Below are 12,390 nucleotides of genomic sequence, written 5' to 3'. Positions count from 1 at the left end.
ACCGAGGAGGCGGCCGGCGCCGTCTCCGTCGGCACCGCCGGAGACGAGGGGGTCCGCGCATGAGCGAGGTGATCATGGCCCGGGCCCTGGCCACCGAGAAAGTCGTGACCGCACGGATCCGCGGCGGGCACAGCTGGGAGTCGATCGCCGCGCACCTGGGTACGCCGCTCGTGTGGACGACCGCGGCGCTGCTCGGGCAGCATCCGCTGAGCCCGGAGCAGGCGGAGAAGGTCACCACCTTCCTCGGGCTCGACGCGGAGGTCGCCGAATCACTCGCGCAGCAGCCCTACCGCGTCCGCGACGAATCGGTGCAGACGGACCCGACGATCTACCGGTTCGTCGAGGCGATCGGGGTGTACGGCCCCGCCCTCAAGGAGCTCATCCACGAGGAGTTCGGCGACGGCATCATGTCGGCGATCAACTTCCAGGTCGACTTCGCGCGGGTCCCGCACCCCGACGGCGACCGCGTGCGGGTGACGCTCGACGGGAAGTTCCTCGACTACCGCTGGTGAGCCGATCGTCCACACCGCACAATGCGTCGGAGCTCAGGCCTCCAGGGGCGGCAGGGGCGCGTTCTCGGCCTTCCAGTCCTCCCAGGCGGTGGCCCACTCGGACTCCGGGGTCTCCGCGGTGAAGGTCTCCCACCCGGCACGCAGGGTCTCACCGCGCTCGATGAGGGCCTGGTTGCGTTCCTCGTACTCCGGGGTCCACAGCCCCTTCTCCTCCAGGTAGCGGACCAGGCCGTCGTGGTGGGGCAGGACGACGGGGTTCCAGTCGATCGTGTCGATGTCCCAGAAGTGCGTGGTCGAGGTCGCGGTCCCGTAGGTGTCGAAGGACTTGTCGAAGGCCTTGACCATCCGGTAGACCTCCTCCTCGGAGTAGTCCGCGTAGGAGGTCATCGCGATCGAGTAGGTGGGTCCGAGGACGACCTCACCCTTGTCCATCCCGATCGGGGAGGTGAACTCCTCGATGAGCACCGAGGGCGCGATCTCCTGGAGGGCCCGGGTGTCCGCGGCATCCCCGTCGAAGTCGATCCACTCGAAGTCGACCGTCGTGGCGACCTCGATGATCGCCGAGGACTCCGCGCCGAAGTACACCATGTCGAGCGCGCCGTCCTTGAGCATCTGCGGCTGTCCGCCGTAGGTGGCCGGCACCATCTGCACGTCGTCGCGGGTCAGTCCGGCATAGGCGAGGACACCGTTGATCTTCTCGGTCGTCGACGGGTTGCCGACGAAGTCCGGGACCTTCTTCCCCTCGAGGTCCTGCAGCGTCTCGATCCCCGAGTTCGCACGGACCCCGACTGTCACGGTCGTCGGCGGGGTCCAGACCGTCCGCAGGTCCTGTGGACCCCAGTCCTCGGACACGAACTCGTACTTGCCCTCGAAGGCGTAGAAGGCCTCGTCGGAGAGCCGGGCCACCTGGGCCTGGCCCACCCGCAGCGGCGTGAGGCGACCCATGCCGGTGTCCGAACCGAGGATCCGCACCTGGGAGCCGTAGTCGTTGATGAGCGCCTCGGCCACCGCCGCCTGTTCGGAGTAGTTCGAGGTGCCGACGCCGTAGCCGGTCCACACCGTGGTCTTCGGCAGACCGTTATCGAGGAGCCCGGCAGGCGCCGCCGAGTTGGGTGCGCCCTCCTTGGTCATCGTCCCGCAGCCGGTGAGCAACAGGGCACCGAGGGTCGCGGCGGCGAGGGTGCGGGTGAACATCTTCATCGGTGTCGAACGCTCCTGGCGAGAAGTGTCGCGTCGGCGCACCACCGACCGTGGTGGCGGCTCGACGAGGGGACGGGGGTCGTCCTCTCGACGGTAACCACCTCGAGCACCTACGAATCACGGAACACCTGTCGGAAGTGATCAAGCTCTCAACGAAGTCCGCAATGCGGAACCGTCCGTCCCGAACGCACCCGAACGACGACGCCCGAGGTGCCCTGCTCGCTCCTCATCAGGAGTGCAGAGCGCCTCGGGCGCGAGGGCCGTGCCGGCAGGATCCGACTGCGTCGGGGTTCGGGCCAGGGCGCCTCGGGCGCGGGGTGTCGCGTCGGTGATCAGAGAAGTTCGAGGATGGTCGCGTTCGCCTGACCACCGGCCTCGCACATGGTCTGCAGTCCGTAGCGGGCGCCGGTCCGCCTCATGTGGTGGACGAGGTCCGTCATGATCCGGGCACCCGAGCCACCGAGGGGGTGGCCGAGCGCGATCGCACCGCCGTTGGGGTTGACCTTCCCCCAGTCGACGCCGATCTCGTGCATCCAGGCGGCCGGGACGGAGGCGAAGGCCTCGTTGACCTCGAAGACGTCGATGTCGGACGCGGACAACCCCGACTTCCGCAGTGCCTTCTGCGTGGCGGGGATCGGGGCGGTGAGCATGGTGACGGGGTCGTCTCCGGCGAGCCCGGTCGTGTGGACACGGGCGATCGGGGTGAGACCCAGTTCCTTCGCCTTGACGTCGGACATGATGAGCATCGCGGCCGCACCGTCGGAGATCTGCGAGGAGTTGCCGGCGGTGATGACGCCGCCGTCCTCCTTGAAGACCGTCTTGAGGGTCGCGAGCTTCTCCAGGGTGCCGCCGGGGCGGATGCCCTCGTCGGCGGCGAAGGTGAACTCCTCGCCCTCCTTGGTCAGTCCCTGGACGGGCAGGATCTGGTCCACGAAGAGTCCGTTCTCGGTGGCGGCCCGGGCCCGGGCGTGGGAGTCGAGGGCGAGCTGGTCGAGCTGCTCACGGGTGAAGCCCCAGCGTTCGGCGATGACCTCGGCGCCCTCGCCCTGACTGAACGTCTCGCGGTCGTACATCTCGAAGATCGAGGGACCGAAGGGCTTGCCGGGTCCGTTGACGCGGGAGGAACCCATGGGCACGCGGGTCATCGACTCGACGCCACCGGCGAGCACGACGTCGCAGTGCCCGGCGACGACCGAGGCGATGGCGAAGGTGATGGCCTGCTGCGAGGAGCCACAGGCGCGGTCGACCGTGGTGCCGGGGGTGTCCTCGGGGAAGCCTGCGGCCAGTGCTGCCCAGCGGGCCACGTTGCCGGCCTGCTCACCGGCCTGGGACACGCAACCGAAGATGACGTCCTCGACCAGGGCCGGGTCGAGAGCGTTGCGCTCGGCCAGCCCCTTGAGGACATGGGCACCGAGATCGACGGGATGGATGTCGCGGAGCGCCCCTCCGCGCTTGCCGACCGCGGTGCGGGCGGCGTCGACGATGACTGCTTCGGGCATGGTGATGCGCCTCGATTCGGGAGAACGACGGTGTTCGGGGTCTTCTCACTGTACGCCCGATGGAGGCCCTGACTGAACGATCGTTCGGTACCGATCCGGTATTAATATCATCCAAGTATCAAGTTTTTTGTTTTTAATGCGCCCTGTGCAATGATTCCCGCGTTCGTATACACGTGGCTCACGACACTCGGATCCCGCAGTGATGCATCCGGCGTGCTCGCTCGAGCCGACCCACTCCCACGAGAAGGCCTTCGATGAAGAAGCTGATGCGCACGGCGGCTGCCGTCCTGACCGGCACCCTGGTGCTGACGGGATGCACCGCCATGGACCTCGGGCAGGAGGTGGACGCCTTCCCCTCGTTCAATTCCTGGACCACCTACGGATCGAACACCGCGACCTACGCCGACCTCGCCGCCGTCGCGAACACGATCTCCTCCGAGACCGACACACAGGTCCGGATCACCACCTCCGACACGGCCGTCGGGCGCCTCACCCCGCTGCGGAAGAACCAGGCGACGATCGCCCGGACCGGCGACGAGTACATGTACGCCTATTACGGCGAGGAGGACTTCGCGACCGAGGAGTGGGGCCCACAGGACCTGCGCATGGTGTGGGCGCCCGTCTCCCCGCACTCCCTCATGGTCACCGAGGCCAGTGGCGTCGAGACCCCCATGGACCTGGAGGGCAAGAAGGTCCCCGTCATCACCGCCAACCCCTCGGTGAACAACAAGTACGACGCCCTGCACGAGGTCACCCCGACCATCGACTTCGACACCTTCACCTCCGGCCCCGGCCAGGCCGCGGGCCAGGAGGACCACGCGATGTACTACACCCTGCCCCTGGTGTCCTACGAGGACCTCTCGGACTCGCAGGCCTACCAGACCGCGAGGGCCGTCCAGGACCACTACCCCGACTTCAAGGACGCGACCATGACGACCGTGACCTGGGACGTCGACCACGCCGTCGTCGCCCCGGTGCGGGTCCCCTTCCACGAGGGGACGGTCCGCTACCTGGAGGAACAGGGCGTGTGGACCCCGGAGGCCCAGGCACTCAACGAGGCGCTCATCTCCCACGGCGAGGAACTGCGGGCCGCCTGGCCGGAGTTCCTCGAGCAGGCGGACACCCAGGGAGACATGAACGCCCAGTGGGCGGACTACCGGGAGGAGAACCTCCCTCCGGTCCCCACCATGGATTCCGTCGGGACCGAGCAGGGCGCCTCGGGCGCGGAGACCGGCGGGGATCGCCCCGCCGCGGAGAACGGCACCACCGGAGAACAGGAAGTCGACTGACAATGACGACACGTCTCAACACGGCCGGGAAGGCCGTCATCGCGGTCCTCACCGTGCTCGGTGTGGTCGCGGCGATGAACCAGGCATTCTTCTGGAACCTGTTCGGCATCACCATGCTGCAGAACTCGTACCTGTACGTGATCCTCATGTTCTTCATGCCGATCGTGTTCCTGCTGTTCCCGGTGCTGAAATCGCACAAGGACCGGAAGCTGCCGGTGTACGACGCGGCCATCGCGCTGCTCACCTTCGTCATCTGCGGGTACTTCGCCCTCAACGGTGAGAACATCAGTGTCCTCGGATGGGACAAGTCGCTCACCTACCCGACGATCACCCTCGTCTTCTCGATCCTCCTGTGGGCGATCGTCCTCGAGGCGCTGCGCCGGACCGCGGGCCTCGTCGTCACGGGCATCGCGCTCGTGTTCTCCCTCTACCCGATGTTCGCGCTCGGGGTCCCCGTGCCGTTCCTGCAGGGCATCCCCTACGACTTCTTCGACTCCGCACGCATCCATGCGATGGGTGTCGAATCGATCCTCGGCCTGCCGCTGCAGACCGCCGCGGGGATCCTCATCGGCTTCCTCCTCTTCGGCGTCGCCCTCCAGCACACCGGCGGCGCGACCTTCTTCTACGACATCTCTCAGTCCATGTTCGGGCGGTTCCGTGGCGGCAACGCCAAGGTCTCCGTCATCTCCTCCGGCCTCATGGGCATGATGTCCGGTTCGGCCGTCTCCAACGTGCTCACCACCGGACCCATGACGATCCCGGCGATGAAGAAGACCGGATTCCCCGGTCGGTTCGCCGCCGGCGTCGAGTCGACCGCCGCCACCGGCGGCACGATCATGCCGCCGATCATGGGGACCGCGGCCTTCCTCATGGTGTCGTTCGTCGGCGTGCCCTACGCCCAGATCGCACTCGCCGCACTCATCCCGGCGCTCCTCTACTACATCGGCATCTTCGTGCAGGTCGACGCCTACTCGGGCAAGGCAGGGCTCCGGGACGTGAAGAAGGAGCTGCTCCCCCGCGCCGGCCGCACCCTCGCGAAGGGCTGGATGTACGTCGCCGCTCTCGCCGGCCTCGTGATCTTCCTGGCCACCGGTGGCAACGAGTCGCAGGCGCCCTACTGGATCGTCGCGTTCCTCCTCGTCGTCTCCCTGTTCTTCAAGGGCGACAAGCGCCTGACACCGAAGACCTTCTTCGACTTCGTGCTCGCCAGTGGCAAGACGATCGCGGAGATCCTCGGCATCATCGCCGGCGTCGGCCTCATCGTCGGCGGCCTGTCGATGACCGGCGTGTCCCTGTCGATGGCCCGGGAACTCATCAACCTCGTCGGCGACAACATCGTCCTCGTGCTCATCGCCGGTGCCGCGACCTCGTTCGTCCTCGGCATGGGCATGACGGTCTCCGCGGTCTACGTGTTCCTGGCGATCGTCCTGGCCCCGGCGCTCACGGGCATGGGCATCGACCCGGTCGCAGCCCACCTGTTCGTCATCTACTGGGCGACGGTCAGCTACATCACCCCGCCGGTCGCACTCGCGGCCTTCAGCGCGGCGAACATCGCGGGCACACCGCCCATGAGCACGGCATTCACCGCCATGCGCCTGGGTCTGGTCACCTACATCGTGCCGTTCGCATTCGTCCTCAACCCCGCGCTCGTGGCGCAGGGTGGCGTCGCCGAGGTGCTCGTGACCTTCGCCTTCGCCGTCGTCGGCGTGTTCTTCCTGGGTTGTGCCTTCGAGGGCTTCGCGATCGGTGTGGGCCGTCGCCTGCCCGTCGTCCTGCGCGTGGTGCTCGGTGCCGCCGGTCTGTTGGCCTTCGCCCCGGAGATCTGGTCGAGCCTCGCCGGCCTGGTCCTCGGCGCCGTCGTCATGGTGATCGCCCGGTTCTGGAACCTCGGCGGCCCCTGGACCACCGAGGAGCGCGAGGCCCGCTACGCCGCGGCGGACGCCATGGACCTCGAGGAGGTCCGCGCCTACGCCGCCGCCCACCACGGGCACGCACAGGACACCTCCGCCATCGGCCCGACCGGCGTCCGGGGTGTCGCGGTCGAGGGCGCCGGCCATGCCGTCCTGCCCGACGACCCGCACGCCACGGCGCAGAAGCACTGAGGGCGGGGCGCCTCGGCGGCGCCGCTGAGATCACGGGGTTCCGTGCACATCACGAGTCGCAGCACCCGTGATGTGCACGGAACCCCGTGATCTCGTTCCGATGCGGGGGCGAGCGCGCCCCGACCGGGGCACCCGCACACACGCCCGCAGGCCGCGGACGTGTGTGCTCTTGGTCTCGAGTGGGATTCCGTGGGAGAATTTCCGGCCGTTTCCACCTGGTCCTTTGCTACAGTTCCTGGGAAATTACCGTGACCGAGTGTTCGTTCAGCCGGGTATCGATCGGATACCTCCTGATGCGGACCCGACAGGCACCGGCCCCACCCCGGGGATCCGGCTCCGGCTCGGCACGGGAGGACGACGACACGGACGACCCACGGACCAGGAGACGGCAGATGCGAGCGACCAACGGCAGGGCGGAGATCCTCCGCGCCGCGCGGGACACCTTCGCCCGGAAGGGTTTCGACGGGGCGTCCATCCGGGACATCGCCCAGGAGGCGGGCCTGAGCCTGTCCGCCCTCTACTACTACTTCCCGTCCAAGCAGGACGCCCTGCACGAACTCATCAAGAACGCCTACACGTGGTTCATCGAGCACGCCTCCGGTGTCATCCGGGACGCAGGGGAGTCGCACGCGGACCAGCTCGCCACCCTCGTGCGGTTCGTGGTCCGCTACCGGACGCAGAACACCCTCATCAGCAGGGTCGTCCTCCAGGACACCGCGCGGCTCGACCCCGAACGCTACGAGGACATCCACGAACTCCAGCGCGCCAGCCGCGCGGTCATCTACGACGTCGTCGCCGCCGGTATGGAATCGGGGACCTTCCGCGTCGAGAACTCGGAGATCTCCGGGCGCGCGATCCTCGCCGTCGTCAACGCGATCTCCCTGTGGTACCGCGCCGGCGGTCCCATCACGGCCGAGACGCTCGAACGCGAGTACGTGCTCTACGCCCTCCGCCTGCTCGGCTGGGAGCGCATCGACGAACCCGGCGAACTCGACCGTATGCTCGGCCTTCCTCTCACCGAGTCCGGCGAGGCCGACTTCTGACCCATCGGTCCGATGGCACCGCCCCTGCGGCGTTCTCGTCACTCGAAGTACCAACCCCACGTACGTCGTCGCTCCTCGGCCTTGCAGGGACGGCACCCTCGGACCGATGGCACGCCATCGCCCCTGCGGCGTTCTCGTCGCAGGGCCGTGATCCGCACCATCCATGGTGATAGTCTGGAGCCACTGAACGTTCGTTCAGTTCCAATGACGTGACGGACGACCACGGAGATCGCCATGCGCAGGACCATCTTCACCGAGGACCACGACGCCTTCCGGGTCATGTGCCGGGACTTCGTCGCGAAGGAACTCGCCCCTCAGTACCCCCGCTTCGAGGAGCAGGGGCGGGTGGACAAGGAGTTCTTCGCGAAGATGGGGGAACTGGGTCTCACAGGCCTCCAGGTCCCCGAGGAATACGGCGGTGGCGGGCAGACCGACACCTTCACGTACAACACGATCCTCAACGAGGAGACGGCCTACGCCGCGTGCTCGCTCGGCACCCTCCGGGTGCACCAGGATCTCGTGATCCCTTACATCCTCCACTACGGCACCGAGGAGCAGAAGCGGCGCTGGCTGCCGGGGATGGCCGCCGGCACCACGATGACGGCGATCGCCATGACGGAGCCGGGCACCGGGTCCGACCTCACCGGCATCCGGACGACGGCGCGCCTGGACGGCGACCACTACGTGCTCAACGGCGCCAAGACCTTCATCTCCGGGGGCATCAACGCCGACCGGGTGCTCGTCGTCGCGCGCACCACTCCCTTCGACCCGGAGAACCGCCGCGCCGGTCTCTCCATCCTCGTCGTCGACGCCCACTCCGAGGGCTTCGAGAAGGGCCGCAATCTCCAGAAGCTCGGCATCAAGACGCAGGACACCGCGGAGTTGTCCTTCAACGACGTCCGGGTGCCGGTCGAGGACCTGCTCGGTGAGCAGGACAAAGCCTTCGAGTACATGTCCTTCAACCTCGCCCAGGAACGGATGACGATCTCCGTCAACGCTGTCGCGAGCACAAAGGCCGCGATCGACCTGGCCACGCAGTACGCACACGAGCGCAAGGTGTTCGGCAACGACCTGGCGAGCTTCCAGAACACCAAGTTCGTCCTCGCCGAGTGCTCCACCGAGTTCGAGGCCGCCCAGATCATGCTCGACCGCGCGATCGAGGCGCTCGACGCGAAGGAACTCACACCGGCCGACGCCGCCCGCGTCAAGCTGTTCACCACCGAGGTCCAGGCCCGCGTCACCGACAAGTGCCTGCAGATCCACGGTGGCTACGGCTACATCCTCGAATACCCGATCGCGCGTCTCTACGCCGATGCCCGCGTCACCCGCATCTACGGCGGCACCTCCGAGGTCATGAAGACGATCATCGCCAAGGACATGGGGCTCTCGAAGCCTCGGAATTGATTCCCGCCCGACCCCGGGACCCCACCCGGAACTGATCACACAAGGAGAAGTACATGGACATCACCGGTCACGTCGCCCTCGTCACCGGCGGCGCCTCGGGCCTCGGCCTGGCCACCGTCGAAGCCCTCCTGGAGAAGGGGGCCAAGGCCGTCGTCGTCGCCGACCTCAAGGGCGAGGAGAACCTGGCCCACCTGGACGGCAAGGCCCACTTCGTCGAGACGAACGTCGCCGAGGAGGACCAGGTCGCGGCCGCCATGGACAAGGCCGTCGAACTCGGCGACCTCCGCGCCGTCGTCCACTGCGCCGGCATCGGCGGCCCGATGCGCCTGGTCCAGAAGGACGGCAGCCCCGGCGACCTCGCCCACTTCAAGAAGATCCTCGACGTCAACCTGCTCGGCACGATCATCGTGACCAGCCAGGCCGGCGCCCGGATGGCGAAGAACGAGGACATCGACGGCGAACGCGGCGTCATCGTCAACACCGCCTCCGTCGCCGCCTACGACCCGCAGATCGGCCAGACCGCCTATGCCGCCTCGAAGGGTGGCGTCGTGAGCCTCACCCTGTGTGCGGCCCGCGACTACGCCTCGAAGCACATCCGTGTCATGACGATCGCCCCGGGCACCGTCGACACCCCCCTGCTCGCGCGCCTGTCCGACGACGTCCGTGCCTCGCTCGCGGCGGCCGTGCCGCACCCGGCGCGCCTGGCCCGCCCGGACGAGTACGCCCACCTGGCGACCTCGATCATCGAGAACGCCATGCTCAACGGCGAGGTCATCCGCATGGACGGCGCCATCCGGATGCCCCCGCGGTGACCTGACCCTTCCGGCACCGCTTCCCACCCCTCCCCCATCGACAACGACGTCACGAAGGAGACACCATGACCGACCAGACCGACGCTCCCGAGGTCCTCACCGAGGTCGACGGCCACGTCCTCGTCATCACCCTCAACCGTCCGGCCGCCAAGAACGCCGCCAACGCGGCGATGGCGCAGCAGATGGATGCGATCCTCACCGATTTCGAGGCGAACGACGACCTGTACGCCGCCGTCGTCACCGGCGCCGGCAAGACCTTCTGCTCCGGCATGGACCTCAAGGGGTTCCTGCGCGGTGAGCGTCCCTCGATCGAGGGCAAGGGCTTCCTCGCGCTCACTCAGGCCTCGATCGCCAAGCCCGTGATCGCGGCCGTCGAGGGCTACGCCCTGGCCGGCGGCTTCGAGACGATGCTCGCCTGCGACCTCGTCGTCGCCGCCGAGACCGCCAAGTTCGGTATCCCCGAGGTCAAGCGCGGCCTCGCGGCCGCCGCCGGCGGTCTCGTCACCCTGCCGCAGCGCACCCACCGTGCGATCGCGATGGAGATGGCGCTCACCGGCGACATCTACCCGGCGACCTTCGGCAAGGAGAACGGGTTCGTCAACCGGATCGTCGAGGACGGCAAGGCACTCGAGGGTGCCCTCGAGCTCGCCCGTACGATCGCGGCGAACGGCCCGCTGGCGGTCAAGGCTTCGAAGCAGGTCATCGCCGAGTCGATCGACTGGTCGACGGAGGAGAAGTTCGACCGGCAGTCGGCCATCGTCGACCCGGTCTTCACCAGCGACGACGCCAAGGAGGGTGCGACGGCCTTCGCCGAGAAGCGCGCTCCCAACTGGACCGGGAAGTGACGGATCCCATCCCGGCCGGAAGGTCCACGTTGATAGACTGACCCTTCCTTCATTCGTCACCAGGGCACTCCGCCCTCCCATCCCGTGCTGTCCGCAGCACGGCGCCGGGAGGGCGGGGCGCCTCGGCGGCATTCACCCCGTTCCGCCCGCGCCCGGGAGCCCGTATCGTGGCCCCACGACGGGCCCGGACGATCGTCCGGTTTCCGGAATCCATACGGGTGGTGGAATTATTTCCTGCATGACACGCATCTCCTGTCCGCAGTTGCAGCAGAAGGTCACGACTGCCGAGGCGGCCGCCTCCCACATCCATCACGGCGACAACGTGGGGATGAGCGGGTTCACCGGCGCCGGGTACCCCAAGGCCGTGCCCGGTGCACTGGCCGACCGCATCACGGCCGCGCACGCCCGCGGTGAGGAGTTCAGCATCGGGGTGCTCACCGGCGCCTCGACGTCCGTGGAGATGGACGGCGTGCTCGCGGAGGCCCGGGGCATCCACATGCGTACGCCCTTCCAGTCCGACCCGACGCTGCGGAAGCAGATCAACTCCGGTGCCGTCGACTACATCGACACCCACCTGTCCCACCTGGCACAGCAGGTGTGGTTCGGGTTCCACGGTCGGCTGGACGTGGCCGTCGTCGAGGCGACCGCGGTCCTGCCGAACGGACTGATCGTGCCGTCCTCAGCCGTGGGCAACAACAAGACGTGGCTCGACCAGGCCGAGCGGGTGATCATCGAGGTCAACGAGTGGCAGCCGCGCGCATACGAGGGTTTCCACGACGTCTACTACGGGACCAAGCTGCCGCCCCACCGGAACCCGATCCAGATCCTGGAGCCCACCCAGCGGATCGGCGACCCGTACCTGCACGTGGACCCGGCCAAGGTCGTGGCCGTCGTGAAGACGCACGCGCCGGACCGCGACAACAACTTCGCCCCGATCGACGACACGTCACAGGCGATGGCCGACCACCTCATCGACTTCCTGCGGCACGAGGTGCAGGCCGGGCGGATGCCGGAGAACCTGTTGCCCCTGCAGTCGGGGATCGGCAACGTCGCCAACGCCGTGCTCGCCGGTCTCCAGGCCTCCGAGTTCGAGCACCTCACGGCCTACACCGAGGTGATCCAGGACGAGATGCTCCGGCTGCTGGAGAGCGGCAAGTTCGACGCGATCTCGGCGACCTCGTTCTCCCTGTCGCGGGAGATGGCCGAGTACTTCAACGCGAACATCGAGTCGTTCAAGGGCAAGATCCTGTTGCGCACGCAGGAGATGTCCAACCACCCGGAGATCGTCCGTCGTCTGGGTGTCATCGCGATCAACGGCATGGTCGAGACGGACATCTACGGACACGTGAATTCCACGCAGGTCCTCGGTGGTCAGATGATCAACGGGATCGGCGGATCCGGTGACTTCGCCCGGAACGCGTTCCTCAACTTCTTCGTGAGCCCCTCGGGGGCGAAGAACGGCGCGATCTCCGCCGTCGTCCCGATGGCCTCCCACGTGGACCACACGGAGCATGACGTCCACGTGATCGTCACCGAGCAGGGTATCGCCGACCTGCGGGGCACCTCGCCGGTGAAACGGGCACGGAAGATCATCGAGAACTGTGCACATCCGGACTACAAGGACCGCCTGTTCGACTACGTCGAGCGGGCGCAGAAGGCATCGACCGGGCGGCTGCACACCCCG

10 protein-coding genes are annotated in these 12,390 nt (G+C 67.6%); 8 read left to right on the top strand and 2 right to left on the bottom strand.

The annotated features are described in order from the left end of the window. The first annotated feature begins 59 nt into the window (after window positions 1–59). Window positions 60–512: a cyanase gene (cynS, locus tag AAD496_RS01860; protein WP_349826934.1), complete on the top strand. Its 453-nt coding sequence runs from the start codon at window positions 60–62 to the stop codon at window positions 510–512. Window positions 513–545: 33 nt separating this feature from the next. Here cynS and AAD496_RS01855 read toward each other — a convergent pair whose 3' ends face one another. Beyond that, complete coding sequence (locus AAD496_RS01855) at window positions 546–1,712, bottom strand: TAXI family TRAP transporter solute-binding subunit (RefSeq protein WP_349826933.1); 1,167 nt, start codon at window positions 1,710–1,712, stop codon at window positions 546–548. Window positions 1,713–2,044: 332 nt separating this feature from the next. Further along, window positions 2,045–3,211: a thiolase family protein gene (locus AAD496_RS01850; RefSeq protein ID WP_349826932.1), complete on the bottom strand. Its 1,167-nt coding sequence runs from the start codon at window positions 3,209–3,211 to the stop codon at window positions 2,045–2,047. Between the two features lie 254 nt (window positions 3,212–3,465). Here AAD496_RS01850 and AAD496_RS01845 point away from each other — a divergent pair, with 254 nt between their 5' ends. The 7 genes from AAD496_RS01845 to scpC form a co-directional block, all read left to right on the top strand. Then, window positions 3,466–4,500 (top strand): TAXI family TRAP transporter solute-binding subunit, encoded by a 1,035-nt coding sequence (locus AAD496_RS01845; protein ID WP_349826931.1) that lies wholly within the window; start codon window positions 3,466–3,468, stop codon window positions 4,498–4,500. A gap of 2 nt (window positions 4,501–4,502) precedes the next feature. Then, window positions 4,503–6,602 (top strand): TRAP transporter permease, encoded by a 2,100-nt coding sequence (locus AAD496_RS01840; RefSeq protein WP_349826930.1) that lies wholly within the window; start codon window positions 4,503–4,505, stop codon window positions 6,600–6,602. A gap of 392 nt (window positions 6,603–6,994) precedes the next feature. After that, a complete protein-coding gene (locus tag AAD496_RS01835) occupies window positions 6,995–7,645 on the top strand; it encodes a TetR/AcrR family transcriptional regulator (protein ID WP_349826929.1) in 651 nt (216 codons plus the stop codon). A 234-nt stretch (window positions 7,646–7,879) separates the two neighbouring features. Beyond that, window positions 7,880–9,049 carry an acyl-CoA dehydrogenase family protein gene (locus tag AAD496_RS01830; RefSeq protein WP_349826927.1) on the top strand — a complete coding sequence of 390 codons (1,170 nt, stop codon included), beginning with the start codon at window positions 7,880–7,882 and terminating at the stop codon, window positions 9,047–9,049. A 53-nt stretch (window positions 9,050–9,102) separates the two neighbouring features. Continuing rightward, on the top strand, window positions 9,103–9,861 hold the full coding sequence (locus tag AAD496_RS01825) for an SDR family NAD(P)-dependent oxidoreductase (protein ID WP_349826926.1): 759 nt from the start codon (window positions 9,103–9,105) through the stop codon (window positions 9,859–9,861). A 65-nt stretch (window positions 9,862–9,926) separates the two neighbouring features. Then, a complete protein-coding gene (locus tag AAD496_RS01820; protein ID WP_349826925.1) occupies window positions 9,927–10,706 on the top strand; it encodes a crotonase/enoyl-CoA hydratase family protein in 780 nt (259 codons plus the stop codon). A 238-nt stretch (window positions 10,707–10,944) separates the two neighbouring features. Further along, window positions 10,945–12,390 (top strand): succinyl-CoA:acetate CoA-transferase ScpC (scpC, locus tag AAD496_RS01815; RefSeq protein ID WP_349826924.1); only part of this gene is annotated, 1,446 nt, incomplete at its 3' end.

The sequence above is a fragment of the Brevibacterium litoralis genome (assembly GCF_040212315.1).
GTDB lineage: Bacteria > Actinomycetota > Actinomycetes > Actinomycetales > Brevibacteriaceae > Brevibacterium > Brevibacterium litoralis.
The sequence above is the reverse complement of the archived record's forward strand: the minus strand, read 5'-3'. Positions and strand labels throughout refer to the sequence as shown.